Genomic DNA, 25,956 nt, shown 5'->3' with positions numbered 1-25,956 from the left:
GACACCACACATGTCCGAACGCGTGACCATGCCGGCCCTTGGTGAGTCGGTCACCGAAGGCACCGTGACGCGCTGGCTGAAGAACGTCGGCGACACCGTCGAGGTCGACGAGCCGCTGCTCGAGGTCTCGACCGACAAGGTCGACACCGAGATCCCGTCGCCGGTGGCCGGCACGCTGCAGGAGATCCTGGTCAACGAGGACGACACGGTGCCGGTCGGCGCCGACCTGGCCGTCATCGGTGACGGCGCCGCGGCCCCGGCGCAGCAGGCCCCGGCCGAGCCGGCCCAGGAGCAGGCCGCTGCACAGGAGCAGCCGCAGGCCGCCCCGGCCCAGGAGGCACCGGCCCAGGAGCAGTCCCAGCAGCAGGCCCCCGCCTCCGGTGGCGGCGAGGTCTCCGGCGGCACCACCGTGACCATGCCGGCGCTGGGCGAGTCCGTCACCGAGGGCACCGTCACCCGCTGGCTCAAGGCCGAGGGCGACCAGGTCGAGGTCGACGAGCCGCTGCTCGAGGTCTCCACCGACAAGGTCGACACCGAGATCCCCTCACCGGTGGCCGGCACGCTGACCAGGATCCTCGTCAGCGAGGACGACACGGTGCCGGTCGGCGCCGACCTGGCCATCGTCGGCGGCGAGGCCGCCGCCGCGCCCGCCCAGGAGGCTCCGAAGCAGGAGGCCCCCAAGCAGGAGGCTCCGGCCCCGGCCGCCCAGGCCGCCCCCGCCGCCCCCGCCGCCCCGGCTCCCGCCGCCCCCGCCGCCCCGGCTCCCGCCGCCCCCGCTCCCGCAGCGCCGGCCGCCCCCGCAGCCAAGGCCGACAGCGGCACGGACGCCTCGGCATACGTCACCCCGCTGGTGCGCAAGCTGGCCGCGGAGAACAACGTCGACCTCGGCTCGCTCCAGGGCACCGGCGTCGGCGGCCGCATCCGCAAGCAGGACGTCCTCGACGCTGCGGAGAAGGCCAAGGCCCCGGCCCCGGCGGCTGCTCCCGCTGCGGCCCCGAGCGCCCCGGCCGCCAGCGCCCCGAGCGCCCCGGCGGTCTCGCCCAAGCGCGGCACCACCGAGAAGATGAGCCGCCTGCGCAAGGTCATCGCCCAGCGCATGGTCGAGTCGCTGCAGGTCTCGGCCCAGCTGACCACGGTCGTCGAGGTCGACGTCACCAAGATCGCGCGCCTGCGGGGCAAGGCCAAGGGCGAGTTCGAGCGCCGCGAGGGCGTCAAGCTGAGCTTCCTGCCGTTCCTGGCGCTGGCCGCGGTCGAGGCGCTCAAGGCGCACCCGAACGTCAACGCCAGCGTCGAGGGTGACCAGATCACCTACCACGGCCAGGAGAACCTCGGCATCGCCGTCGACACCGAGCGCGGCCTGCTCGTGCCGGTCATCAAGAACGCCGGCGACCTCAACATCGCCGGCCTGGCGCGGGGCATCGCCGACCTCGCCGAGCGCACCCGCACCAACAAGATCACCCCCGACGAGCTCGGTGGCGGCACGTTCACGCTGACCAACACCGGCAGCCGGGGCGCGCTGTTCGACACGCCGATCATCAACCAGCCGCAGGTGGCCATCCTCGGCACGGGCGCGGTCGTCAAGCGCCCGGTCGTGGTGACCGACGCGGACGGCGGCGAGACCATCGCGATCCGCTCGATGATGTACCTCGCCCTGTCCTACGACCACCGGATCGTCGACGGCGCCGACGCTGCGCGCTTCCTGTCGACGATGAAGCAGCGGCTCGAGGAGGGCGCCTTCGAGGCGTCCCTCGGCCTCTGAGCGGGGACGTCACGATGCCGCAGCGCGTCGCCATCACCGGAGCCTCCGGCCTGGTCGGCGGCGCGCTGTCGGCGTTCCTGAGCGCCCGAGGCGACGAGGTGCTCCACGTCGTGCGCCGGGAGCCGCGCACCGCCTCCGAGATCGGCTGGGACCCCCGTCACCGCCGGCTCGACCCGGCCGACCTGTCGGGGGTGACCGCGGTGGTCAACCTCGCCGGCGCCAACGTCGGCGGCAAGCGGTGGACGCCTGCCTACAAGCAGGAGATCTTCGCCTCGCGCGTCGACAGCACCCACACCATCGCCTCGGCCCTGGCCGACCTCGGCGAGCCGGTGCGACTGGTCAACGCCTCGGCCATCGGGATCTACGGCTCGGACCGGGGCGAGGAGGTCCTCACCGAGGACAGCGAGCCCGGCCAGGGCTTCCTCGCCGACGTGGTGCGCGCCTGGGAGTCGGCCACCAAGCCCGCGGCCGACGCCGGGCTGCCCGTGGCGATGGCCCGCACCGGCCTGGTCATGTCCCCCGAGGGCGGGGCCTTCGAGCGGCTGCTCACCCTCGGCCGGCTCGGCCTGCTCGGCCCGCTCGGGTCGGGGCGGCAGTACTGGAGCTGGGTCACCCTGCGTGACGTCGTGCGCGGCTACGCGCACCTCATCGACCGCGAGGACGTGACCGGCCCGGTCAACCTCGTCGGGCCGGCGCCGGCACACCAGGCCGACGTCGCCCGTGCGGTGGCGACCCGGCTGCACCGGCCCTCGGTGGTGCCGGCCCCCGGCTTCGCGCTGAAGGCGGTCCTGGGCGAGTTCGCCGACGACGTGCTCGGCAGCGCGCGGGTCATGCCGAGCGCCCTCACGGCCTCGGGCTTCACGTTCGAGCACGACACGCTCGAGCAGGCCGCCGCCTGGCTCGTCGACCAGGCCGGCCTCGCCGCCTGACCCCCGCCCGTCTGACGCGCACGGCGGCCGTGCGCTCACTCAGCGGTAGCTGACGATGCGCCACCCCTGACCCGTCCAGGCCAGCGTGAACGTCAGCGCGGGGCCGGCGACCGCGGGCCGCGACCGGGTCGCTCCCCCGTCCTCGACCACGACGTATGCCGCGGTGTCGACACGCGCCCGCAGCGTGGCCGTGGTGCCGGCCAGGGTTCCCGAGGCGGCGCGCACCGTCAGCCGCAGCCCCCGGTAGCTCGCGTGTCGCGACAGCAGTGTGCCGACGTGGGCGACATCGGTGTGCAGGGCAGGTGAGCCGGGCGCGTCGACCGCTGCCAGCGCCGCCGGGTCGCGGGCCGTCCAGGCGGCGGCACGACGGTCGGCCAGCTGCTGCAACAGCTCGTGCGGGGCATGCACCGGGGCCTGCCGGTCCTGGACGACACCGCCGCTCACCCGCGCTGCCGGCGCGGTGTGCCGTGTCGCCGCCCAGGCGCCCGAGGCCACGAGCAGGGCCACCGCCAACAGCGCGACACCCGGAAGGGCCCAGGCCCGGCGACGGCGCGGGGCGGCGGCACTGGTGGCCGCGCCCGTGGATACCGTCGTGCCCTTCCCCCGCGACCTGCCGGGCACACCACGCAGCGCGGGAGGCAGCCGGCTCGCCGCACGCCGCCACCTCGACGGCACCGGCGTCACGGGGTCGGCCGCAGCCTGGGCGCGCAGCCGGTGCGTGAGGTCACCCGCCGGGTCCTCCCCGGTGGCCAGCCGCACCGGCTCGGCCGGGGCCGCGGCGTAGGCGGCCACAGCGGCCTCCCGCGCGCTGGGGCGGTCCGCCGGGTCCGGGGCCAGGCACCGCTCCACGAGGCCCACCAGCGCCTCCGGGGCCCCGGTCCCGAGCGTGGCCAGCGGCGGTCGGACCGCCGGTGGCGGGGGCACGGCCCCGGTCAGCGCCAGCCAGCCCAGGGCGCCCAGGGCGTGCACGTCGGCCGCCGGGGTGGCGCTCGCCCCGTCGACGACCTCCGGCGCGACGTAGCCGGGGGTGCCGTGCCGGAAGCCGGGGTCCTCCCCCGCCAGCCGCGCGACGCCCAGGTCCGCCAGCATGGGCTTGCCCTCTCGGGTGAACAGCACGTTCGCCGGCGAGACGTCGGCGTGCACCACGCCCGCCTCGTGCAGCTGGGCCAGCGCACCGGCCAGCGGCGTCAGGACGGTGACCGCCTCCCCCGCCGACAGGTGCCCGCGGCCGGCCACGACCCGGGCCAGGCTGCCCCCGTCGGCGAGGTCGAGGACGAGCGCCAGGCCCCCGTCGGCCAGCGGCACCGCGTCGTGCAGCCGGACCACGTGCTCCCCCGCCGTGCGGCTGAGCACGGCCAGCTCACGCAACGCCTGGTCACTGAGCTCGGCTCGGGAACCGTTGCCGGACAACACCTTCACGGCCACCCGGGCGCCGTCCCGCTCCCGTTCGGCGAGCCAGACCGTGCCCGACGCGCCCCGCCCGACCTGGCCGAGCAGGACACACCCGGGCACCGTGGGCTGCTCCATCGCAGACACCCCCTAGGGTTTCGCGCATGGCAACCGACACCCCCACGATCCTCGCCACCTCCGGCGGTTACCGGATGCACGAGCGCCTGCGCTTCGAGTTCGCTGAGCTCGTCCACTATGCCGTGGATCTCTCCGGCGCCGACGCGCGTATCCCCAAGGTCTGCCACATCGGCACGGCCATGGGCGACCAGCGCTGGTTCAACGCCGAGATGGACGAGGCCGGCCGGCACGCGGGCTACGCGATGAGCCACCTCAACCTGTTCACCATGCCCAACGTCGAGGACGTCGAGGGCCACCTGATGGAGCAGGACGTGGTCTGGGTCAACGGCGGCTCGGTGGCCAACCTGCTCGCCGTGTGGCGGGTGCACGACCTCGACCAGATCCTGCGCCGCGTCTGGGAGGCCGGCGTGGTCCTCGCCGGCGTCTCGGCCGGGTCGATCTGCTGGTTCGAGGGCGGCACCACCGACTCCTTCGGCGCCGAGCTGCGCGCGGTCACCAACGCCATGGGCTTCCTGCCCTACGGCAACGGCGTGCACTACGACAGCGAGGCACGACGCCGGCCGCTGGTGCACCGTCTGGTCGCCGACGGCATGCTGCCCACGACGCACTGCACCGACGACGGCGTCGGCCTGCTCTACCGCGGCACCGAGCTCGTCGAGGCGGTCACCGAGCAGGACGGCAAGGGCGCCTACATCGTCACCCGCGACGGCGACAGCGCCGTCGAGGAGCGCCTCGAGCCGCGTCGCCTCTGACCCACCACCGGGTATGCCGTGTGGTCACCGCCGAGGTGACCACACCGCATCCCCGCCGAGAGGGACGTTTCTCGGGTCTGGGGCGCTGCCCAGACCGACAAACGTCCCTCTCGGCAGGGGGGTGGTCGCGTCGCGTCTCAGGCGCCGGGGGTCTGCACCCGGGCCACGGTCCCCGTGCCGGCGCTGACGCGGGCGGCGTCGATGACCGCGAGGGTGTGCACGGCGTCGCGCGGGTCGACCGGCATCGCGGCCTGCGGGTCGGCGGCTGTGAGGGCCTGCGCGACCGCGCGGTAGAAGTCGACCTGGCTGGAGTCCCGGCGCCGGACCGGCCGGCGCGACTCGCCGGCGTAGACCCAGCCGCAGTGGTCGGCGTCCTGGTTGCGCAGGTCGGCGTAGATGTCGAGATCGCTCTCGAACTCGTTGAGCACGTAGGCCGCTCGTCGCCCGAGCAGCCGCAGGCGCGGGCCGGGGGCCGCCGCCACCGACGTGGTGCCCAGGTGGCTGCGCACGCCGGAGACGTGGCGGCAGGCCAGGAACGCCTCGTCCTCGGCGGCGGTGGTGTGCGCGGCGACCTCGGCGTAGACCGCCTCGACGGGGCCGAACAGGTCCACCGCCTGGTCCAGCAGGTGGGTCTGAAGGTCGAGCATGATGCCGCCGCCGTCCTGCCAGGCGGCGTTCTCGCGCCAGCGGTCCTTGGGCTCCGGACGCCAGCGCTCCCAGCGGATCTCGGCACGGAAGACGTCGCCGAGCTCGCCGTCGCGGACCAGCTCGCGCGCGGTGACGTGCTCGGCGTCGAAGCGCCGGTTCTGGAACACGGTCAACGGCACCCCGGCCGCGGCCGCCGCCTCGACGACCGCGTGGGCGTCCGGCGCGCTCGTGGCCAGCGGCTTGTCGACGACCACCGGCAGGCCGGCGTCGATGACCTGGCGGGCCTGCGCGGCGTGGGCGCCGCTGGGCGTGGCCAGCACGACCAGGTCGAGCCCGGGCGTCGCGAGCAGCGCGGCGAGGTCGGGCACCACCTGGACGCCCGGGTTCTCCTCCCGGGCCTGCGCCGCCCGCTCGGCGTTGGACGTCGACACGGCCGCGACCCTCAGGCCGGCGGTGCGCATCAGCGGAGCGTGGATTCCCTGTCCGGCGGAGCCGAACCCTGCAAGACCGACGTTCGTCACGGGTCGACCCTATGCCGCGGCGGATCCACGGACCGATGCCGGACGGCGCCGACACCCCGCCCGGCGGCTACCGGGAGAGCCGGCCCGGCCACCAGATCCGGGAGTCGATGTCGTAGGCGAACGCGGGCACGAGCAGCGAGCGCACGACCAGGGTGTCGAGCAGGACGCCGAAGGCCACGATGAACGCGATCTGCACCAGGAACAGGATCGGCAGCACCGCCAGCGCGGAGAACGTCGCGGCGAGCACGACGCCGGCGCTGGTGATGACACCGCCGGTGACGGCGAGCCCGACGAGGATGCCCGGTCGGGTGCCGCGCTCCTGGGACTCCTCACGCACGCGCGTCATGAGGAAGATCGAGTAGTCGATGCCCAGCGCCACGAGGAACACGAACGCGTAGAGCGGCGTGGACGGGTCGCTGCCCGGGAAGTCGAAGACGTGGTTGAACACCAGCGCGGCGACGCCCAGGGTGGCGGCGAAGGAGATGACGTTGGCGACGACGAGCACCACCGGCGCCACGAACGAGCGCAGCAGCAGCATGAGCACGACGAAGATGACCGCCAGGATCGTCGGGATGATGACCCGCAGGTCGCGCTCGCTGGCGTGCCGGACGTCGAGGTTGATGGCGGTGCTGCCGCCGACCCGCACGGCGGGGCTGACCTGGTGCAGGTCGCGGCGCAGGTTCTCCACCACGGTCTCGGCCGCGGGGCTGTCGGCGGCCGGCGTGAGGGTGGCCTGCACCAGCACCTGGCCGTCGACGACCTTGGGGGGCGCGGCCGGGTTGTCCCCGACGGTCACCGATGCGACCCCGCTCTCGGCCTTGGCGCGGGTGGCCACCGCCTGGGCCTTGTCCTCCGGCGCGACGATCTGGACGGGGGTGCCCGAGCCGGCCGGGAAGTGACGGGCGAGGACCTCCTGGCCGGTCACGGACTCGACCTTGTTGAGGAAGATCTGCGACTGGGAGATGCCCGAGGCCTTCAGCGTCGGCACGAACGCGACGCACGCCAGCAGGAGGACGAGGGTGGTCACCCACACCCGGCGCGGGTGGCGACCGACCAGCCCGGCGACGCGGCCCCAGATGCCACTCCGGCCCACGGAGTCCTCGGCGTGCACGTGGTCCACGCGCGGGACGAGCGGCCAGAAGATCTTGCGGCCGAACAGCAGCAGCACCGCCGGCAGGAAGGTCAGGGCCGACAGCAGCGCCCCGGCGATGCCGAGCGCACCCACCGGGCCGAGCCCGCGGGTGTTGCCGAGCTGGGACAGCATCAGGCAGAGCAGGCCGAGGATGACGGTCGCGCCACTGGCGATGATCGGCTCGGCGGCGGCACGCCAGGACGCGCGCATCGCCGCCCACTTGCTCGGGTGGTCGTGCAGCTCCTCTCGGTAGCGGGAGACGAGCAACAGGGCGTAGTCGGTGGAGGCGCCGACGACGAGGATCGACAGGATGCCCTGGCTCTGGCCGTTGAGGTCGATCGTGCCGTTCTTGGCCAGCGGGTAGATCACGAGCGCCGCGGCGGCGAGACCGAACATCGAGGTGATGAGCACCGCGAACGGCAGGATCGGGCTGCGGTAGACCACGAGCAGGATCACGAAGACGACGCCGAGGGCGACGACGAGCAGGATGCCGTCGATGCCGCTGAACGCGGTGACGAAGTCGGCGAGGACGCCGCCGGGACCGGTGACGTAGACCTTCAGGCCTTGCGGAGCGAGGGTCTTCGCCGCTGACTCACGCATCGCCTTGGCGCCCTCGTAGAGCGCCGAGGAGCCCTGCAACGGCTCGGCAGCCTTCTTGCTGTCCAGCGGCACCGGCACGAGGAGTGCCTGCTTGTCCTGGCTCGGCACCGCGAACTTCGGCGTCTCCTTGAGGTACTCCCCCAGGGTCCGGCCCTTGCCCGCGAAGGTGAGGTCCGGGATACCGGCGATGAACTGCTGCACCGCGGCCTGGTCGGTGGGCTTGAGCCCGCCGGGGCGCTCGACCACGACGAAGTAGGGCAGCGTGCTCGTGTCGGTGAACTTGCCCGCGAGCTTCTGCACCTCGGTCGACTCGGCCGACTTCGGCAGGAACGAGGCGTTGTCGTTCTTCTGCACCTCGCTGAGCTTCCCGACCAGCGGGCCGCCGACACTGCCGATGGCGAACCAGGCCAGGACCACCAGGAGCACCGCCACCAGGCGGACCACGCGCGTCCGCCCGGGGGCCTTGGCCCGCTCCGCGTTCTCCTGCTCCGGCGTGATGTCGTGCCGTGTCATGACCTGCCGCTCCCCAGCTCAACCGTCAGTTGGTCAAAGCCTATGGGCTCGCTGGGTATGCCGCCGCGGCGGCGTACCCTGCAGGCATGCGTTTCGAGCACCTGGGGTTTGCACCGGACTACGTCGACTACCGCGCGGCGTGGGACACGCAGCGTGAGGTCCACGCGGGCGTGGTGGCCGGCGGTGAGGACACCGTCCTGCTGCTGGAGCACGAGCGGGTCTACACCGCGGGCAAGCGCACCGAGCCGCACGAGCGGCCCTTCGACGGCACCCCGGTGGTCGACGTGGACCGCGGCGGCAAGATCACCTGGCACGGGCCGGGCCAGCTCGTGGGCTACCCGATCGTGCGCCTGCCCTCCCCTGTCGACGTCGTCGCCCACGTGCGCCGGCTCGAGGAGATGATGATCCGGGTCTGCGCCGACCTCGGCCTCGATGCCGGTCGCGTCGAGGGCCGCAGCGGGGTGTGGGTCGCCGCCGACGAGCGCGGCCCCGACCGCAAGATCGGCGCCATCGGCATCCGGGTCAGCCAGGAGGTGACGATGCACGGCTTCTCGCTGAACTGCGACTGCGACCTGTCCTGGGCGCAGGTGATCATCCCGTGCGGCATCGCCGACGCTGGTGTGACGTCGCTGAGCCAGGAGCTCGGCCGGGACGTGTCGGTGGCCGAGGTGCTCCCCTACGCCGAGAAGCACCTGGCCGACGTCCTCACCCTGGGCTGACCCCGGCCCCGGCCGAGCCGGGGCCCGAGGCCTCAGCCGAGCTGGGGGATGACCTCGCTGGCCACCAGGTCGAGGTGGTCCAGGTCGGTCAGGTCGAGCACCTGCAGGTAGATCCGCTGCGAGCCGGCCTCGACGTAGCGGCCGATCGTGTCGACGATCTCGGCCGGGGAGCCGGCCAGGCCGTTCTCGCGCAGCTCGGCCAGGTCGCGCCCGATCGCCTCGGACCGGCGGGTCAGCTCGTCCCAGGTGGCGCCGGCGCACAGCACCAGCGCGTTGGACATCGTGATCGTGGCCGGGTCTCGGTCGTGCTCCCGGGCGACCGCGCGCACGTTCTCGAACTTCTCGGCCGACTCCTCCACCGACACGAACGGCAGGTTGAACTCGCTGGCGTAGCGGGCGACCAGCTCGGGCGTGCGCTTCCGGCCCTTGCCGCCGATGACGATCGGCACGGCGTCCTGCTCGGGCTTGGGCAGGGCGGGGCTGTCGGTGAGCTGGTAGTGCTTGCCGTCGAAGGAGAAGCGCTCCCCCACCGGGGTCTCCCACAGGCCGGTGATGACCGCGAGCTGCTCCTCGAGCCGGTCGAAGCGCTCACCCACCGGCTCCGGGAACGGGATGCCGTAGGCCGCGTGCTCGGCCTCGAACCACCCGGCGCCCAGGCCGAGCTCCACCCGGCCGCCGGACATCTCGTCGACCTGGGCGACCTGCACCGCGAGCATGCCGGGGTGGCGGAACGTCGCCGAGGTCACCAGCGTGCCCAGCCGGATCGTCAGGGTCTCGCGGGCCAGGCCGGCCAGCGTGGTCCAGGTGTCGGTCGGACCCGGCAGCCCGTCGCCGTCGCCCATCGCGAGCAGGTGGTCGGAGCGGAAGAACGCCGAGTAGCCGCACTCCTCGGCGCGGCGGGCCATCGCGAGCTGCTGGCCGTAGGTGGCCCCCTGCTGGGGCTCGGTGAAGATGCGCAGGTCCATTCGGCCAACTCTAGGTCGCCGCGGTGTGGCGCCCGACACCGCCCGGGAGGTGTGTCGGGACCTGCGCCGCACCCCGGCGGGACCAAGGTCGCTGGCCCCGCCGGCCGCCCCACGTGAGCCTGTCTGGAGGGAGGACGCACCACCGGCGCGCCCCACGGACAGGAGGACGACATGGAGCGACTCGAGGACCGGGTGGCCCTGGTGACCGGGGGTGCCAGCGGCATCGGTGCCGCCATCGCGCACCGCCTCGCGGCCGAGGGCGCCACGGTGATGGTCACCGACGTGCAGGACGACCTCGGCGAGAAGGTCGTGGCCGCGATCCGCGACGAGGGCGGCACCGCCGAGTACGCCCACCTCGACGTCTCCTCCGAGGCCGGCTGGCAGGAGGTCATGGACCGGGTGCGCACCGAGCAGGGCCGCCTCGACGTCCTCGTCAACAACGCCGGGATGGGCGACCTGGCCTCGATCGAGGACACCTCCCTGGCCGACTGGGAGCGGACCATCTCCATCGACCAGACCGGCGTGTTCCTCGGCATGAAGACCGCCGCCGCCCTGCTCAAGGCCTCCGGCCACGGCTCGGTCATCAACATCAGCTCGATCTTCGGCGCGATCGGCGGCTTCGGGACCTCCCCGGCCTACCACGCCGCCAAGGGCGCGGTGCGGCTCATGACCAAGAACACCGCCCTGCACTGGGCCCCCGACGGCGTGCGCGTGAACTCGATCCACCCCGGCTTCATCGACACCCCGATCCTGGCGCCGGTCAAGGGCACCGAGTTCGAGTCGGTGATGACCAGCGCCACCCCGCTCGGCCGCCTCGGCCGCCCGGAGGAGATCGCCGCCGGGGTCGCCTACCTCGCCAGCGACGACGCCAGCTACGTCACCGGCTCCGAGCTCTACATCGACGGCGGCTACACGGCCCGGTGAGACCCACCGGTATGCCGTGTGCCCCGGTCCGCGCGGTCGACACCGTGGGTGCGTGAGGCGACGCACCGAGGTGACCGGGACGGCCAGGAGGCGCACGGCATACCGGTGCTCCCCGGGGGGACCCGGCGGGTGCGGGGGCGTCGGGGACGGCGCGTAGTCTGGAGGGCGGTCCGGGTGTGCTACCGCACGCCCGCCTTCTTCTGACTGGCAAGGGAGCCGTTTGTGACCGTCGCACCTGAGGGTCGCCGCATGCTGCGCGTCGAGGCGCGCAACGCCGAGACGCCGATCGAGCGCAAGCCGGAGTGGATCCGCACCACCGCCAAGATGGGGCCGGAGTACACCGCGCTGCACTCGATGGTGAAGAGCGAGGGGCTGCACACCGTCTGCCAGGAGGCCGGCTGCCCCAACATCTTCGAGTGCTGGGAGGACAAGGAGGCCACCTTCCTCATCGGTGGTGACGTCTGCACCCGGCGCTGCGACTTCTGCGACATCGCCACCGGGCGCCCGACCGCCCTCGACCTCGACGAGCCGCGCCGCGTCGCCGAGTCGGTGCGCCAGATGGGCCTGCGCTACTCCACCGTCACCGGCGTCGCCCGCGACGACCAGCCCGACGGCGCCGCCGGGCTCTACGCCGAGACGATCCGCCAGGTCCACGCGCTCAACCCCAACACCGGCGTCGAGATCCTCCCGCCCGACTTCGGCGCCCGCCCCGAGCTGGTCGGCCAGGTCTTCGACGCCCGCCCCGAGGTGTTCGCGCACAACCTCGAGACGGTGCCCCGCATCTTCCGCAAGATCCGCCCGGCGTTCACCTACGAGAAGTCGCTCAAGGTGCTCTCCATGGCCCGCGAGGCCGAGCTGGTGACCAAGTCCAACCTCATCCTGGGCATGGGCGAGGAGGACCACGAGATCGAGCAGGCGATCCGCGACCTGCACGACGCCGGCTGCGACATCCTCACGATCACGCAGTACCTGCGCCCCTCCAAGCTGCACCACCCGATCGACCGGTGGGTCAAGCCCGAGGAGTTCGTGCACTGGAGCGAGGTCGCCGAGGAGATGGGGTTCAAGGGCGTCATGGCCGGGCCGCTGGTGCGCAGCTCCTACCGTGCCGGCCGCCTCTGGGCGCAGGCCATGAAGAAGTGGGGCCGCGAGGTCCCGGCGCACTTGTCGCACCTGGCCGAGGCCGCCTCCTCCCCCGCCCGCCAGGAGGCCGCGTCGCTGGTCCAGCGTGCTCTCGGCAGCGCCTCCTGACCGGTAGTCTGGACACCATGGCCCGCCAGGATTCACCCCAGTCAGCCGTGCCCGAGAAGGCCGGCCGCATCGCCCAGATGCGCCAGATCTTCACGACCGCCCGCGCGGTCGACCCCGCCATCGGCTGGTGGATGCTGCTCGCGCTGCTCGGCGTGACGCTGGTCGGCGTCGTCGTCGGCCTCGTCGTCGGGCACCCGGTCTACGCCGGCTTCCTCGGCCTGATGTTCGGTGTCCTCGCGGCCATGGTGGTCATGAGCCGCCGCGCCGAGCGGGCCGCCTACCGCTCGATCGAGGGCCAGCCCGGCGCCGCCGGCGCCGCCCTGTCGGCCCTGCGCCGCGGGTGGTACTTCGACCAGCAGCCGGTCGCCGCCGAGGCCGTGCGCCCCGGCGACCTGGCCTCGGCTGCGATGGTGTTCCGCGCCACCGGGCGTCCCGGCGTCGTGCTCGTGGGTGAGGGCCCGTCCTCCCGCGCCTCCCGCCTGCTGGAGTCCGAGCGCAAGAAGGTCGCCCGCATCCTGCCGGGCGTGCCGGTGACGGTGCTGCGCATCGGCGACGACGAGGCAGCGGTCCCGGTGCGCAAGCTCGCCAACCAGATCCGCCGGCTCAAGCCCACCCTCACCAAGGAGGAGGCGGCGCAGGTCAACAAGCGGCTCAAGGCCCTCGGCGGCGCGCGTCCGCCGATCCCCGCCGGCGTCGACCCCAACCGGGTGCGCATGGACCGCAAGGCGATGCGCGGCCGCTGACGTCGCAGGAAGCGGCCATCGACCCGGCGCTAGACCTCTCGACCGAACACCTCTCAGCCCGCGTTTGCGTTCCGTCCGGGGCCGGAAACGCGGGCTGAGGCGTGTCCGGACGCGTGCGGGCGGCGGGCCGGGAGGCAGGGGCGACCTCACGGCATACCGGGACGAACGGCGTCGCGACGTATGCCGGGAGCTTCAGGCCCGCGGCGAGCCCACCTCAGCGGGTGCGGAGGATGACCGTGCCGGCGGCCTTGTCGTGCAGGCCGCGCTCGTCCTTGTCCCAGATCAGGGCGGGGACGGCGACCGCCAGCAGCAGGCTGCGGACCAGGCCCGGGACCGGGCCGGCCGGCGCCCCGCCGAGGCGGACGACGCGCAGGCCCATGACACGGTGGCCCACGGTGAACCCGACCGTGCCCACGAGCAGGACGTTCTCGGCGAAGAAGACGGCCAGGGGCAGCAGCCCCCCGGCGCCGCCGCGGCCGAGCTGACCGCCCAGGAAGGCGACGGCCACGAGCTGGCACAGCGTCCAGTCGATGAGGATCGCCACCAGCCGCCGGCCGAAGCGGGCGACGGAGCCGGGCCCGTGCTCGGGCAGGCCGAGGCGCTGCCCGGGGTAGGTGCCTTCGCCGGCGCGTGCTGCGCGCGGGCCCTCGATCCACGAGCCGACGTCCTTGCGGTCCACCACGGGAGACAGGTTACGTCGGTCACGCCGTGGGGCGCGCGGGTGGCCCGTCCGTAACACCGGGGAAACATTCGGGTCATGGTCGGGAAATCCCGGGGGGCTAAGGTCGTACGCGACCCACCCGGGCCGGCGATCGTGCCCGCCCCACCACAGGAGGTTGGATGTTCAGCAACGCTGACGAGGTCCTCAAGTTCATCAAGGACGAGGACGTCAAGTTCGTCGATGTGCGCTTCTGCGACCTGCCGGGCGTGATGCAGCACTTCAACGTGCCTGCTCAGACGTTCGACGCGGACGCGTTCTCGAACGGCCAGATGTTCGACGGCTCCTCGATCCGTGGTTTCCAGGCGATCCACGAGTCCGACATGAAGCTCATCCCGGACCCGACGACCGCCTACGTCGACCCGTTCCGCAAAGAGAAGACGCTGATCCTCAACTTCTCCATCGTGGACCCGTTCACGGACGAGCCGTACAGCCGCGACCCGCGCAACATCGCCGCCAAGGCCGAGGCCTACCTGAAGTCGACCGGCATCGCCGACACCGCCTACTTCGGCGCCGAGGCCGAGTTCTACGTCTTCGACGACGTGCGCTTCGAGACGAAGCAGAACGCCGGCTACTACTTCATCGACTCCGTCGAGGCTGCCTGGAACTCCGGCCGCGAGGAGGAGGGTGGCAACCAGGGCTACAAGACCCGCTACAAGGGTGGCTACTTCCCCGTCCCGCCGGTGGACCACTTCGCCGACATCCGCGACGAGATGACGCTGACCCTGCACGACGTGGGCCTGGCCGTCGAGCGCGCCCACCACGAGGTCGGCACCGCCGGGCAGCAGGAGATCAACTACCGGTTCAACACGCTGCTCAACGCGGCCGACGACGTGCTGAAGTTCAAGTACGTCATCAAGAACGTCGCGTGGGCGCACGGCAAGACCGCCACGTTCATGCCCAAGCCGCTCTTCGGTGACAACGGCTCCGGCATGCACAGCCACCAGTCGCTGTGGAAGGACGGCGAGCCGCTGTTCTACGACGAGCGCGGCTACGGCGGCCTGTCCGACATCGCCCGCTGGTACATCGGTGGCCTGCTCAAGCACGCCCCGTCGCTGCTGGCCTTCACCAACCCGACGGTGAACTCCTACCACCGCCTGGTCCCCGGCTACGAGGCCCCGGTCAACCTGGTCTACTCGGCCCGCAACCGCTCCGCCTGCGTGCGCATCCCGATCACGGGCACCTCGCCGAAGGCCAAGCGCATCGAGTTCCGCGTGCCGGACCCGTCGGCGAACCCGTACCTGGCGTTCTCCGCCCAGCTCATGGCCGGCATCGACGGCATCAAGAACCGCATCGAGCCCCCGGAGCCGGTGGACAAGGACCTCTACGAGCTGCCGCCGGAGGAGCACAAGGCCATCTCGCAGGTGCCCGGCTCGCTGCCCGAGGTGCTCAACGCGCTCGAGGCCGACCACGAGTACCTCCTCGAGGGCGACGTGTTCACCAAGGACCTCATCGAGACGTGGATCGACTGGAAGCGCGTCAACGAGGTCGACCCGATCCGCTTCCGCCCGCACCCGCACGAGTTCGAGATGTACTTCGACATCTGATCCTCACCGGCCGGCGGGGCCGCAACCACGCCCTGACCTGCGCCAACGCGAAGGCGGATCTCCGATGGGGGTCCGCCTTCGCACTGTTTTGACACAGCGGCTCCGCGGGCCCACCGGCACATCGCGGCGCCGATTGCGCCGGCTCCGGGGCCGGACACCGACCGGGCCATGGTTTCCACCCCCGCCCCCCGGCCGGTCGACCTGAGCGACCCGATCTACACCATCGAGACGGTCGCGGCGCTGCTGCACGTCAGTATCGACACCGCGCGGCAGTACTCCTACCGGGCCGACTTCCCCGCCGCCCGTGAGCTGGGGGCCCGGCTGCTGTGGGACCGCGAGGAGCTGCTGGCCTGGTTCCGGGCACTGCCGCGGCGCACCGCCGCGGACCGCCGCCGGGCCGCCGCGCCGGAGGCACCCGCCCCCGCGGTCGCGGACGGCACCCTCGCCCGCCCCTACCGCCGGCGCGGCAGCGCCACCCGCGCGGCATGAGCACCCGGAACCGCCCCGCCGCCACGGTCGGCGCGGTGCGCGTGCTCGCGCCGACCGGCTCCTCCCCGTACTGGCGGCTGACCTGGACCGAGCCGGACGGCCGGCCAGGGCGCACCAGCGGCGGCCGCAGCCAGCAGTCCGCCCTGGCCAAGGCCACCGCCATCGACGCGGACCTGCAGCGGGCGACCGGGCCGCGGGGGCTCACCCCGCTGGGGGTGATCCTGGCGGAGTACGTGGCCTCCCCGGCCGGGCGGCACCACAAGGCCGACGGCGAGGACTGGACCCCCTCGCACCTGCGTCAGGTGCGCAGCGTGCTGCGCCGCACCCTGCGCGGCCACGAGGCCCGGCTGGCGCTGGAGGTCGACCGGGCGCTGGCCGACCGGATGCGGGCCCAGGCCGGCACCTGGCGCACGGTGAAGGAGAACACCTCGATGCTGCGCGGGTTCCTTCGCTGGGGGCACCGGCACGGGTATTTCACCGCCGAGCAGGCCGAGATGCTCCCCGAGCGGGGCGTCTGCCCGGCCCCGGCGATCCAGGGCACGCCCGCCCCCAAGCGACGCCGCCGGGGCCGCAAGGTCACCGAGAGCGAGCTGTACGTCCGTGACGAGGACGCCCCCAGCGTCGCGCAGGTGCGCCGCCTCGGGGAGGAGCTGGCCGCGTTCTTCCCGCGCTGGGGCCGGCTCGCCCCGGAGCTGGCCGCGGCCAGCGGCCCGCGCTGGGGCGAGCTGTTCCAGCTCACCGCGCACGACGTGCTGTGCACCGGCACCCGGCGCACCGTGCGCATCGACGCCCAGATCGACCCCGCGGCCCGGGCCCGGCGCGGGGAGAACCGGCGCAAGCTGCCCAAGGGCGAGAAGACCCGGGAGACCGGGGTCCCCGCAGTCACCTTCACCGGCTACCCGCTCGGCCAGGAGCTGGACGCTCGGCGCGAGCAGGCGCTGGCCGAGCAGGCCGCCGGCACCAACCCCGAGGCGCTGATCTTCCCGACCCGCCACGGCGGCCTGTTCCACCACACCGGCTTCATGAACGACTACTTCGCACCGGCCGCAATCGCTGCCGGCTGGCCGCACCAGGTCTGGCGGGAGGAGTGCGACCGCTGGGACCCGGCCACGCGGACGTACCGCCGGGTGGTCCGGCAGCGGACCCAGTTCACCCTGACCTGGCACTCGCTGCGGCACCGGTTCGCCCGGTACGCCGTCGACGTGCTGGACCTGACGCCGGGGGAGCTGATGGCGGTCGGCGGCTGGGAGACCGAGACCGTGGTCAAGAACCGGTACTACCGCCACGGCCAGGAACACACCGACGCCGCGCTGGCCAAGTTCTAGGAGAGCGACGGACGTGCAACGCGTCTCTGCCGAGCACATCCCCGCTCCATCGAAGCTCCTGCCGTGCACGCGTGCTCGACGCGCACCTAGCCCAGCAGATCGGGTGGGCGCTTGCGCCTCAGCGGGACGCTCTGCCTATACTCCTCTGTTAGAGGAATAGGAGCAAACCATGGTGCCGTTCCACGCCTTAGCGCCCAGCGCATTCTCCGCAGTGTCCCCTTGCTCGCGTCGCTCGTGCGGGGCTGGCCTCCGGCGGTGGGTGGACCCGAGCGGCGACGGCGATGTTGGCGAGGTGGGGCTCGCGACAATCTGGGCGTCCCCGGCGGCGTTGCGTCACGCCACCCTGTCCGACATCACTGACGTCGCCGGCTGCGCGCCCCGCACGTACGTCCTGCACTCCGCGCGGAAACGGGGCCCGATCAGGCTGTCCGCACAGCCCTCGTTCGGCGACGCTGCAGCCGAATGCGACGCGGTGTCCGGCCCGCATGAGTGACCCCGACTCGGCACCGCCCCGACTGCCTGTCGCCGCGGCGTTGCGGGCGTGGCTGGCCCTCCCGGACGTCTTAGCCGACCCGCACCAGCGCGAGGACGGACGCGTGTGGACCCGCGCCCAGGACGTCCTCCCGCACGCCACGCTGAGACCAGGCCGCGCCGTCGTCGCCTGCTGGGGCGAGACCACCTGGCAAGCCCTTCCTGAGTGGGATGACCTCGACCCGAGCCTGCTGTGGTTGCGCCCGCTGACCGCGTCGGTCGACGTGCCATCTCCCGCCGCAGCGCATCGCCTGGACTCGAGGCAGGGCGCCTGTGGCGAGACCGACTTGGCGGAGTTGGTTGACGACTTTGACCTTTCCGTGGAGGTCCTCATGCAGACCATCCGGACCTATCGCTCGTTGGCCCGGGCCCTGCTGCGGCAGATCGGTCAGGACCTCCCTCCCCGGTCCCAGGCCCGACTGCTGGACAGCGCGGCGGGTCGGCAGCTGTTTGCGTTGGCCCGACGCGCCCGCCTGCCAGGGGGAACACGCGCCGACTGAGCCGGCACTGGCTACAGTGCGGACGTGGCAGATGACCCCGACGTGCTGGCCCTCTTCGCCCGCCGAGCCCTCGGACACCGGCTGCGCGACGCGCGGATCGAGGCCGACCTGCTGCTGCCCGAGGCGGCTGCTCGCGCCGGGATCTCCTGGCAGTACCTGTCCGACTGCGAGCGCGGAAACAAGCTGCCGTCACTGGTGACCCTGTTGGCGATCTGCTCCACGTACAACTTGCTGTTGACTGAGCTGCTTGACGACGTCTACCCCTTTGGCCGTCGCCGGCGCCCGAAGGAACTCCCTCCTCCCCCGCCGGATGCCCGTCGCCGCTCCTGAGCGAGCGCTTTCCGACCAACGATGGTTGACGCCGCCGATCCGGACCCTCATGCTGCCCACATGGAACGGCGTCCCACAATGCGGACCCGAGTCGGCGGACCCATGCGGAGCGCAACCGCCGATCGCGCGGACATGGCCATCGAGCTGCTCAAGTTGGCCCTGAACGCCTACCAGTTTGAGGTTTTCGCCCTTGCGAGGCCGAAGCCGAGCGGCGAAATCCCTCACGTCACCTTGGCCGCGTTGGGTGCCCGTGACGACACCTGCGCCCTTCGTTGTCGCCATCGGCACGCCCGTCGCCGTGTCCCCGTCGACTGGTGCGACGACTACCACAAGTCGCTTTTTGGGCCATGCGTGCCTGGGCATTGCTACTACGTCGCATACGACATGGTCTGCCTCGTGGCGGAGACCTCCGGCACGGCAGCGGCAACCCGTGACGAAGCTCGGCCACACGACGCTGCGACGCCGGACGCGAAGCGGGGGTCGGGCGGCCATGAGGGGCGGCCTCCGCCGCAGCCCCCGACCCTGCTGAGCCTGAGGGGCATCCGGACGTTGCCTTCTCGAGCGGAGTCGGACCTTGTCCGCCCGCCTATCCGCGACCTTCCACGCCGCAAGCGAGAGCCGGCGGCTGGACGCCGGGGAGATTCTCTGGACCGCCGCACTCGGGTGGGCCTGCGCTGAGTTCTTCAACCAGGGACGCCATAGCCCCCGGTCCTTGGTCGAAATTCGCCCCAGATGGATCCGTCAGCCCTTAGCCGATCAAGCCCGCTACAGGGTATTGTCGGCGATCGCGCTACGCCATCAGACTCGTGCCCATGACGTCTGGCGAGCGGTGCGCGGGCTCGCCTCTGGGCCACTGCGAGCGTTCAGGTTAGGACTGCACCAGCGCGGGACGAGGCCCAAGCCCGCGCGCCATGACAACGGCCGCTTTCCCCGGGGGACCGGACCGGCGTGCACGCGGGGCCGGATCAGCGCTCCCGATAGGACCGCGGGGGTATCGCCCGCGCTGCCCCGGCTCTTGGTGGAGGAGTGCACTCGTCGCCACATGGCACAGCGCCGCGCACACGCGGTGCTCCGTGACTGCGCCGTGCGCAGTCTGCGGGTTCGAACATCCCCGATCGCCATACGTACCGCCGCCGCGGCGAACTGCTCGTCGCCGTTTGTGGCGACTTCTTCCGCACGAGTACCCGGGGTAGCGACCCCGATCAGGTCCAGTTTGCCCGCCGGCAGCGTTTTCCTGAAAGCCGCTTCCCCACCCCAACCCGGGCCGACGGCCGACGGCGCGCCGTCACCGGCCCCGGCGCGGCCGGCCGACCCGCCCGGCGCCGCCGGGGCCTGGGTCTTCGTCCCGGCCGGCTTCGCCGTCACGCTGACCCCGCGAACCGCCCCCGCCGACCCGGCCGGGGTCGACCCGGTCACCGCCCCGCCCACCCCCGGAGTTCCCGGTGTCCGCGGCTGACCGGGGACGGCGCCCTCCGGCGCCCTGCCCGGACGGCTGCGCCTGCCCGTGGCGGCTGGTGCTGCCCGGGGCGCGGGGCGCGGCGGCCGACCTGGTCGCGACGTCCCGGGCGGTGCTGGCCGGGGCCGCCCCGCCGCGACGGGTGCCCGTGCTGGCCCGCGCCTGCGCCACCGGGGCGGCCAGCCGGGCCAGCGCGGCCAGCAGCGCGCGGTCCAGCCGGTCACCGGCCTCGAAGAGCTCCTCCCCCAGGCGCACCCGCGGCACGCCGGCCGCGACCGCGGCCACCAGCACCGCGGCGCAGGCCGCGGCGCCGGGCCCGGGCGCCCAGTCCGGCGGCGCCGGCAGCCGCACCTCTACCGGGCGGTCCCGGCGCACCACCTCGGCCCAGGAGCGCCGGTGAGCCGCCCGGCGGGCCCCCGGCCCGCCGAGCCGGCCCCGCCCGCGGGGGTCGACAGCCACCCACACACCAGTCAGCATTCCTCTAACAGAGGAATGTCGTCCAGTCTGGAGGTTCCCGATGTCTCAGTCCCAGCATGATTCCCCCCGCCGCCGGCCAGCCGGCCAACGTGACGCCGAGGTCGTGAGCCGCGCCCTTGAACTGTTTCTCATGGGCGTTCCGTACCAGGAGGCCCGGCTTTATGCCGCCTCTCTCCGCCGAGGCGCGGCCGCCCCCCACTGCGATCGCACGCGGCCTTCTCCACGCACCGGCGACTCGGGGAACCCGCCCTGCACACCCTCAGTGGGGGCACCATCGCCGGCGCCACGATTCGCCGACGACGCCGAGGTTCCCGACGCGCTGCGAGCGCTGATGCACGCCGGTGCCCCGGTGCTGCTGCTCGGCGGCAGCGCGCAGCCCGGACGGATCGGGGTGCGCCTGGCGGTGCGCGACGCCGTGGCCGCGGCCGAGTCCCTGGCCGGCCGGGGGCTGGACCTGCGCCCGCTGCTACGCCCGGAGGCACTGCTGGCCCAGGCGGCGACCGATGCCGCCACCTGGGGCCGCGCTCAGGTCCTGGCCCCCGGTGTGCTGGTGCTGCTGCGGGCAGGCGCCCGCGGCGACCTGTGGCCGGGGCCGTTGATCCAGACGCTTCGCGCGCACCAGCCTGCGCTGCTGTACGCCACCTCCCCCGCCGCGGCCGGACGTTACCCGGACTGCTGGGATCTCATGCTGCGGTGCGCCGACGAGCTCGCCCAGGCCCGGCAGGCGCCGCTGTTCTACGGGGACGCCGTGGCCGGCGTGGCAGCCCTGGCCCCGATACCTCCGGGGTGGACGGTGGCATGGCGTCCGGACCTTGCCGCCTCCCGCCGCCGGGCCGGAAGGACCGCCCGAACCCCGGGTCGGGGCCAGACATGAGCCGCAGCGTCCAGCGGATGCGGTCGCCCGGGCCGAAGATCGCCGCGTGGGTGCTCCCGGAACTGGCGGCCGCGCTGCGCGCCGGGGCCATCATCTTGCTGGTGGGCCGCGCCAGCACCGAACACGGCCGCCGTGCCGCCGCGCTGGCGGTGCAGAATCTGCTCACCGCGGCCAACCATCTGGCGACTGTGCTGGGCCTGGAGGTGCGGCACCGACTGCCGTCAAAGCAGACCCTGGTCGCCGAGCTGCGCAACGCCCCTGCGGGAGACGCGCTCACGAATGCGGTGACCGGCCGACCCTTCCAGGTGCGCACCTTGGTTTACACCAAGGTGCCCGGCCTCGTCCTCGTCATCCAGCTCGGCAGCGGGGTGGCACTGGACGACACCCGGCTGGAGCAGCCGGCGGCCCGGGCGACCATGGCGGCCATCATGGAGCACCACCCGGGGCTGGTCTTCTGCACCGAACCACGGGCCATGGTCCGCGACGGATACGGTGTCTCCCCGATCCTGGCGGCGATGCGCACGCAGCAGGAGCGAGGCCTGCATCCCTTGTTCTACGGCGACATCTCGCTGGGTGTGAAGCTGTTCGACGACTACGTGGCGCGGCACATCTTCGACGAGTGTGAGCGCGGTCGGGCCGAGGCGCTGCGCGGGACTCGCCGGATGACCACCGGCCGGTCCACGCACACGGGGCGCCGGAAGGGTCCGCAGCCGTGGTTCAACTGGGGCCAAAGCTATGTCCCACCCCCGCCGCTGGATACCTGTCGCATCCGGGACGTGTTCGGGTCGCAGACCGACAAGATCGCCTTCTACGACGGCAAGTCCGGCCGGCCCCGGCCGGAAGACGTGGCCAGCGGCCTACCCGCGCTGTTCGAGGACGAAGCACGCTTGGTTCCGGTGGACCAGGTGACACTATTGCGCTGGTTCTACCGCACCTGGCTCACGCCGGGATGGACCACGACTCGGACCGCGGCGTATCTCATCGCCCACGGCTACTCCACGGCCTCCGTCCGTCACCGGCGTAAGGATCCCACCGCGCAGCCACACCTGCGTGGCAAGCGACTCAGTTCCGATGCCCACAAGATCTGTCACTACATCTGGAAGCACAATCTGTTCCATCGCACGGGCGAACTGAGCCTGCCCACCGGTCCCGGCGGACGGCGTGAGCGGCATCGATTCCGGCCCCCGGACGGTGCCCCCATCTGCCGTTCATCGGACTTTAAACGGATCACGCAAGCGCTGGCCCACAGCCGGTCGATCCGCCCTGCTCCGCATCCCGCCCTGTTCGCCGGTCACCCGGTGGCCTCGGTGGAGGGTGTCCCGGCCGCGTTGGTCACCGAGACCCGGCTGGCACAGGGGGGTGTGGCCTACCGCTACCTGCGCACCGACGCCCCCGGCGGTTCCCGACGACGTCATCCGGCTGTCCCTCCCCTGCCGCACGCCGTCCTGGCGGAGGCGATCGCGCAAGCGCCGGAACGGGAGCTCAGCCCGTGGCCGAGCATCCCCGACGACACGCTGGAGCCACGACAGGCTCAGCTCGACGCCGCGGCAGCGAGCCTGCGCCGACTCACCGCGGAGCGCGACCGAATGGAGGCGGAAATGACCTCCGGGACCTGGACCGGCGACGCAAAGCAGGCCTGGAACCGGGCGTTCAACGAGGCTGAGGCGAACGTCCACGACGCCGAAGACGCGCTGGCGGGCCTCGTCATGACCCAGGAAAGGGACACCAGAATTGGGGCCTTGCCGCTGAACCGGTGGTGGTCCACGATCGTCGCCCTGCAGCATCCCCAGGACTTCGACCACGCGGACCGCATGCGGCTGCGAGAAGCCCTCGGCCCGCTCAGCATCTCCGTGCAGCGCACCCGCCGCCCGGGCCACCTGGTCGAGGTCACCGTGCACTTCGCGGCTGACCTGCGTCTGGTCGATGGGCGCGGTCGGGTGAAGGTGGCGCGGGTGTGCGGCGAGTTCCCCGGCAGCCACGCGGCCACCCGCGGCGAGCGGCGCACTACCGACCTCGTCAGCGCGATGCGGGCCGGGATCGGCCTGCGCGAGGCTGCCGGGCCCGGATACCGGGAGTACACACCCCCGCTGCGCGCCGCGCTGGGCTACCGGCCCGGGATGACCTCGTGCGGGCTGAGCATCCGGGACCCGTGGCTCCTGGCGCTGTTCATGCGGCTCATGCACCCCCCGCTCCCGGCGGACCGGCCCACCCGGGCCGACCGACGGGCGCTTCGGGTGGCGGGCAGGCCGCTAACGGACGCCGCGGTCCGCGCCGTCGCCCAGGAGCTGGGGGAATCGCCGGCGCTGCTGCTGCGACTGAAGCGGCTGTGGGCTCCGGTCCCGATACGGCAGGGACGGTGGCTGCTCAACCACGCGGTCGGCCTGGCCAGCCTGCTGCACCGCGCCAGCACAGGTGAGGTGCCGTGGCGGGACGTGCCGCAGTCCCTGCGCGGCCATGCCGGTGCTCGGGGGTTCCTCCAGCGGACCCGCCAGGGGGTACGCGCCTGGGCCTGCCCGACCTGCGGCGGTCGGGACTGGGCGCACCCGCACATCGCCGAGATCCAAGGCCTGCTGTGCCGGGACTGCCACCACGACTGGGCCGGCGTCTACTGGCCCGCCGATCCCTACGACCGCTACCTGGACCCCCCGCTGACCCGCGGCAGCTGAGCGCGTGCGGCGCCTCGCTACGGGTTGCTGTTCGGCGCCGGCACACTCAGCCGACGGGCGGCGAAGCCTCGGGCTCGTCGCCTGAACATCAACCGCAACGCCACGGGCCCGGCTGGAGACTCCCGCATGCGCCTCGCCATCGCGACACCACCGTCCCTCGACGGCCTGGCACCGCGTCGCCCGCGAGCGGGGTGCAGCCCGCTCGCGCGCCCTGTCATTACAGGCGATGTCGAACTAGCCGATGACCGTGCGTCACTTCGCCCACAAAGACGCGCGGGCGTTCAGGGCAGCGGTGGGGTCGACGAGCCTTTGACAAGGATTAACCGTGAGGTTCACCAACCGAGCCCGGGATTCAGGCTTCCATCTGCGACCCGAAGTCGCCTTGGCAAACGGGGCAACAACAAGAGCACAACCGGCGGCTCCTCCCGTGCAGGCCAAGGAGACTCGACTTCAGGACCCTGACGCAATACGACCTCGACGCCGTCGCACTCGAGCTCGAGAAGCGCCCTCGACAGACCTCGGCTTCAAGACGCCATCGCACGCACTAGCCGAGGCGTTGCGTTGATCGCGCAAGCCCGCCCCGATGAGCGGGTGGCGGTCGGGCACCTTCACAGACGACCGGGAGGGGCTCTGCGCGTACTGGCACGATGGACTCGACCACGTGAAGCGAGTTGCGCAGCGACCTCCCACTCCCAGCCTGATCGGCTGGCAGTATGGAGAGTCCCCGCCTCGCCATCCCCACACCCCGTCACCCCACCGACCATTTCGCCGCCACGACAGGAGAGCCAACGACCATGACGATGATGCGACGCCTGGCGACACGCCGAGAACCGAGCGGGACCCAGCCCGAGGTCCGCTACGACGAGGAGCAGAAGATCTCATTCGTCTTACAGGAAAGCACCTGGGTCGCCAGCTACGAATCCTCGGCGATGCCCGATACCAAGAAGGCCGACATGGAGACCGGCGAGGACCAGAAGGGTCAGTGACTGCCAAGCCTCACGGCCACAGGGACACCAGCGCAAGCGACCGCGGACCGCGGCGGATCCTGGTGCTCACCAACGAGCGCGACTACGCCGCAGATCGAATCGTCCATCTGCTTCACAAAGAGGGTCATCACGTGGACCGGTGGCACCTCGACACCCAAGCGACGCGAACGATCCCCGTCGACTGGCACCCCACGGACGAGCCGGTGTCAGCCGACTACGACTCGATCTGGCTGCGCCAGTTCCTTCCCGAGGTGACGACCGCCAACACAACCCGGGAGGTCGACGACACCCTGGTGTCCCGTGAGCAGTGGCGGACGTGGCTGACCGATCTCGCCGAGGGCAGCCGGTCGCGCTGGATGAATCCGCTGTGGGCATCTCGCCGAGCCGAGAACAAGCTCATCCAGCTCAGAGAAGCAGGCACAGTGGGGCTCTCCGTCCCCGTCACCGTCGTCACCAACTCGCGTCAGACCGCGGTCGACCACGCCCGCAGCCACGGGCCCTGTGTCGTAAAGACCGTCGCAAGTGCCTACCACGCATTTTCGGACTCTTCCTTCGTGTTCACGCGACCCCTCGTCGACGCGCTCGCCGCGGGCGATGCCGAGTGGAAAACGCAGCCCCTGGTCGTTCAGCAGCGCATCGAACCGTGCACTGATGTGCGCGTCATCGTGGTCGACGGCTTCGCGGCCGCCGCGCGAACCAGCGTCGACGGGGTCGACTGGCGCACCCGGTCCGGCGACGCCACCTGGGTTCGCCATGAGCTCGACCCCTCCACCCGGAAGGCATGCATCGCTCTCGTCGAACGGCTGGGCCTCGTCTACGGTGCTATCGACCTCGCCCTCGACGACACGAACCACTGGTTCCTTGAATGCAACCAGGCCGGCGAGTTCGCCTTCATCGACACTCCGCTTGAGCTCAGCGTGGCACCGGCGATCGCGAACTGGCTCTCTTCATGAGCAGCCAGCGACGGCGGCGCAGGTTCGCCACGACTGCACGGGGAACGTCACGACCGGCGCCTGCTGCTGCAGCGGATCGTCGACGAGGCCCGAACGCTGGTCGGAGCCGCGTGCGAGCAGTGCT

22 protein-coding genes are annotated in these 25,956 nt (G+C 72.4%); 16 read left to right on the top strand and 6 right to left on the bottom strand.

All coding sequences use genetic code 11. The features are described from left to right. Positions 1–10 precede the first annotated feature (10 nt). Together sucB and FB474_RS07530 are read left to right on the top strand one after the other, a co-directional pair. Complete coding sequence (sucB, locus tag FB474_RS07535; protein WP_141788087.1) at positions 11–1,759, top strand: 2-oxoglutarate dehydrogenase, E2 component, dihydrolipoamide succinyltransferase; 1,749 nt, start codon at positions 11–13, stop codon at positions 1,757–1,759. 14 nt (positions 1,760–1,773) lie between these two features. Further along, positions 1,774–2,688, top strand: coding sequence for a TIGR01777 family oxidoreductase (locus FB474_RS07530; protein ID WP_141788086.1), 915 nt, complete (start codon positions 1,774–1,776; stop codon positions 2,686–2,688). A 39-nt stretch (positions 2,689–2,727) separates the two neighbouring features. On the opposite strand, the gene FB474_RS07525 is transcribed toward FB474_RS07530, so the two are convergent. After that, positions 2,728–4,215, bottom strand: a complete 1,488-nt coding sequence (locus tag FB474_RS07525; protein WP_141788085.1) for a protein kinase domain-containing protein — start codon at positions 4,213–4,215, stop codon at positions 2,728–2,730. A 26-nt stretch (positions 4,216–4,241) separates the two neighbouring features. On the opposite strand from FB474_RS07525, the gene FB474_RS07520 reads away from it, so the two are divergent. Continuing rightward, the gene (locus tag FB474_RS07520; RefSeq protein WP_141788084.1) at positions 4,242–4,967 is read left to right on the top strand and encodes a Type 1 glutamine amidotransferase-like domain-containing protein; all 726 of its coding nucleotides are present in this window, start codon (positions 4,242–4,244) and stop codon (positions 4,965–4,967) included. A gap of 137 nt (positions 4,968–5,104) precedes the next feature. On the opposite strand, the gene FB474_RS07515 is transcribed toward FB474_RS07520, so the two are convergent. Together FB474_RS07515 and FB474_RS07510 are read right to left on the bottom strand one after the other, a co-directional pair. Beyond that, positions 5,105–6,136, bottom strand: coding sequence for a Gfo/Idh/MocA family protein (locus FB474_RS07515; RefSeq protein ID WP_141788083.1), 1,032 nt, complete (start codon positions 6,134–6,136; stop codon positions 5,105–5,107). 67 nt (positions 6,137–6,203) lie between these two features. Beyond that, on the bottom strand, positions 6,204–8,381 hold the full coding sequence (locus FB474_RS07510; protein WP_141788082.1) for an MMPL family transporter: 2,178 nt from the start codon (positions 8,379–8,381) through the stop codon (positions 6,204–6,206). Positions 8,382–8,467: 86 nt separating this feature from the next. Here FB474_RS07510 and lipB point away from each other — a divergent pair, with 86 nt between their 5' ends. After that, positions 8,468–9,100: a lipoyl(octanoyl) transferase LipB gene (lipB, locus tag FB474_RS07505; RefSeq protein WP_141788081.1), complete on the top strand. Its 633-nt coding sequence runs from the start codon at positions 8,468–8,470 to the stop codon at positions 9,098–9,100. 32 nt (positions 9,101–9,132) lie between these two features. Here the strand turns inward: lipB and FB474_RS07500 are convergent, their stop codons facing one another. Further along, a complete protein-coding gene (locus tag FB474_RS07500; RefSeq protein ID WP_141788080.1) occupies positions 9,133–10,065 on the bottom strand; it encodes an LLM class F420-dependent oxidoreductase in 933 nt (310 codons plus the stop codon). A 171-nt stretch (positions 10,066–10,236) separates the two neighbouring features. On the opposite strand from FB474_RS07500, the gene FB474_RS07495 reads away from it, so the two are divergent. The 3 genes from FB474_RS07495 to FB474_RS07485 all read left to right on the top strand — a co-directional run bounded on the left by FB474_RS07495 (position 10,237) and on the right by FB474_RS07485 (position 12,980). Beyond that, entirely contained in the window at positions 10,237–10,989 is a 753-nt protein-coding gene (locus tag FB474_RS07495; protein ID WP_141788079.1) for an SDR family NAD(P)-dependent oxidoreductase, read from the top strand. Positions 10,990–11,211: 222 nt separating this feature from the next. Continuing rightward, positions 11,212–12,237: a lipoyl synthase gene (lipA, locus tag FB474_RS07490; protein WP_141788078.1), complete on the top strand. Its 1,026-nt coding sequence runs from the start codon at positions 11,212–11,214 to the stop codon at positions 12,235–12,237. A 17-nt stretch (positions 12,238–12,254) separates the two neighbouring features. Further along, complete coding sequence (locus FB474_RS07485; RefSeq protein WP_141788077.1) at positions 12,255–12,980, top strand: DUF4191 domain-containing protein; 726 nt, start codon at positions 12,255–12,257, stop codon at positions 12,978–12,980. Positions 12,981–13,194: 214 nt separating this feature from the next. On the opposite strand, the gene FB474_RS07480 is transcribed toward FB474_RS07485, so the two are convergent. Continuing rightward, positions 13,195–13,662 (bottom strand): RDD family protein, encoded by a 468-nt coding sequence (locus FB474_RS07480; protein ID WP_141788076.1) that lies wholly within the window; start codon positions 13,660–13,662, stop codon positions 13,195–13,197. Positions 13,663–13,820: 158 nt separating this feature from the next. Here FB474_RS07480 and glnA point away from each other — a divergent pair, with 158 nt between their 5' ends. From glnA to FB474_RS07455, 5 genes are all read left to right on the top strand, one after another. Then, positions 13,821–15,245, top strand: a complete 1,425-nt coding sequence (gene glnA, locus FB474_RS07475) for a type I glutamate--ammonia ligase (RefSeq protein WP_141788075.1) — start codon at positions 13,821–13,823, stop codon at positions 15,243–15,245. Positions 15,246–15,413: 168 nt separating this feature from the next. Continuing rightward, a complete protein-coding gene (locus FB474_RS07470) occupies positions 15,414–15,734 on the top strand; it encodes a helix-turn-helix transcriptional regulator (RefSeq protein ID WP_141788074.1) in 321 nt (106 codons plus the stop codon). Further along, positions 15,731–17,059: a hypothetical protein gene (locus FB474_RS07465; protein ID WP_141788073.1), complete on the top strand. Its 1,329-nt coding sequence runs from the start codon at positions 15,731–15,733 to the stop codon at positions 17,057–17,059. The genes FB474_RS07470 and FB474_RS07465 overlap by 4 nt, the downstream gene beginning before the upstream one ends. Positions 17,060–17,544: 485 nt before the next feature. Then, positions 17,545–18,090 (top strand): hypothetical protein, encoded by a 546-nt coding sequence (locus tag FB474_RS07460; protein ID WP_141788072.1) that lies wholly within the window; start codon positions 17,545–17,547, stop codon positions 18,088–18,090. Between the two features lie 24 nt (positions 18,091–18,114). Then, positions 18,115–18,420 (top strand): helix-turn-helix domain-containing protein, encoded by a 306-nt coding sequence (locus FB474_RS07455; protein WP_141788071.1) that lies wholly within the window; start codon positions 18,115–18,117, stop codon positions 18,418–18,420. A gap of 1,285 nt (positions 18,421–19,705) precedes the next feature. Here the strand turns inward: FB474_RS07455 and FB474_RS07450 are convergent. Continuing rightward, positions 19,706–20,335, bottom strand: a complete 630-nt coding sequence (locus FB474_RS07450) for a hypothetical protein (protein ID WP_141788070.1) — start codon at positions 20,333–20,335, stop codon at positions 19,706–19,708. 280 nt (positions 20,336–20,615) lie between these two features. Here FB474_RS07450 and FB474_RS07445 point away from each other — a divergent pair, with 280 nt between their 5' ends. The 4 genes from FB474_RS07445 to FB474_RS07435 all read left to right on the top strand — a co-directional run bounded on the left by FB474_RS07445 (position 20,616) and on the right by FB474_RS07435 (position 25,832). Next, positions 20,616–21,227 (top strand): hypothetical protein, encoded by a 612-nt coding sequence (locus tag FB474_RS07445; RefSeq protein WP_141788069.1) that lies wholly within the window; start codon positions 20,616–20,618, stop codon positions 21,225–21,227. After that, a complete protein-coding gene (locus FB474_RS07440) occupies positions 21,224–23,893 on the top strand; it encodes a WXG100 family type VII secretion target (RefSeq protein WP_141788068.1) in 2,670 nt (889 codons plus the stop codon). The genes FB474_RS07445 and FB474_RS07440 overlap by 4 nt, the downstream gene beginning before the upstream one ends. Before the next feature lie 794 nt (positions 23,894–24,687). Further along, positions 24,688–24,879, top strand: coding sequence for a hypothetical protein (locus tag FB474_RS20725; protein WP_185746085.1), 192 nt, complete (start codon positions 24,688–24,690; stop codon positions 24,877–24,879). Between the two features lie 62 nt (positions 24,880–24,941). Further along, a complete protein-coding gene (locus tag FB474_RS07435) occupies positions 24,942–25,832 on the top strand; it encodes an ATP-grasp domain-containing protein (protein ID WP_185746084.1) in 891 nt (296 codons plus the stop codon). The last annotated feature ends 124 nt before the right edge of the window (positions 25,833–25,956 follow it).

It is taken from the genome of Oryzihumus leptocrescens, from assembly GCF_006716205.1.
Classification (GTDB): Bacteria; Actinomycetota; Actinomycetes; order Actinomycetales; family Dermatophilaceae; genus Oryzihumus; species Oryzihumus leptocrescens.
Note: the sequence above shows the minus strand (reverse complement) of the source record. Positions and strands in the feature narration are given on the sequence as shown.

Excerpts from the sequence above, each read along its gene's own strand:
- sucB (WP_141788087.1), top strand. The coding sequence starts at position 11 with ATGTCCGAACGCGTGACCATGCCGGCCCTTGGTGAGTCGGTCACCGAA.
- FB474_RS07530 (WP_141788086.1), top strand. The coding sequence starts at position 1,774 with ATGCCGCAGCGCGTCGCCATCACCGGAGCCTCCGGCCTGGTCGGCGGC.
- FB474_RS07525 (WP_141788085.1), bottom strand. The coding sequence starts at position 4,215 with ATGGAGCAGCCCACGGTGCCCGGGTGTGTCCTGCTCGGCCAGGTCGGG.
- FB474_RS07520 (WP_141788084.1), top strand. The coding sequence starts at position 4,242 with ATGGCAACCGACACCCCCACGATCCTCGCCACCTCCGGCGGTTACCGG.
- FB474_RS07510 (WP_141788082.1), bottom strand. The coding sequence starts at position 8,381 with ATGACACGGCACGACATCACGCCGGAGCAGGAGAACGCGGAGCGGGCC.
- lipB (WP_141788081.1), top strand. The coding sequence starts at position 8,468 with ATGCGTTTCGAGCACCTGGGGTTTGCACCGGACTACGTCGACTACCGC.
- FB474_RS07500 (WP_141788080.1), bottom strand. The coding sequence starts at position 10,065 with ATGGACCTGCGCATCTTCACCGAGCCCCAGCAGGGGGCCACCTACGGC.
- FB474_RS07495 (WP_141788079.1), top strand. The coding sequence starts at position 10,237 with ATGGAGCGACTCGAGGACCGGGTGGCCCTGGTGACCGGGGGTGCCAGC.
- FB474_RS07485 (WP_141788077.1), top strand. The coding sequence starts at position 12,255 with ATGGCCCGCCAGGATTCACCCCAGTCAGCCGTGCCCGAGAAGGCCGGC.
- glnA (WP_141788075.1), top strand. The coding sequence starts at position 13,821 with ATGTTCAGCAACGCTGACGAGGTCCTCAAGTTCATCAAGGACGAGGAC.
- FB474_RS07470 (WP_141788074.1), top strand. The coding sequence starts at position 15,414 with ATGGTTTCCACCCCCGCCCCCCGGCCGGTCGACCTGAGCGACCCGATC.
- FB474_RS07465 (WP_141788073.1), top strand. The coding sequence starts at position 15,731 with ATGAGCACCCGGAACCGCCCCGCCGCCACGGTCGGCGCGGTGCGCGTG.
- FB474_RS07460 (WP_141788072.1), top strand. The coding sequence starts at position 17,545 with ATGAGTGACCCCGACTCGGCACCGCCCCGACTGCCTGTCGCCGCGGCG.
- FB474_RS07440 (WP_141788068.1), top strand. The coding sequence starts at position 21,224 with ATGAGCCGCAGCGTCCAGCGGATGCGGTCGCCCGGGCCGAAGATCGCC.
- FB474_RS20725 (WP_185746085.1), top strand. The coding sequence starts at position 24,688 with ATGACGATGATGCGACGCCTGGCGACACGCCGAGAACCGAGCGGGACC.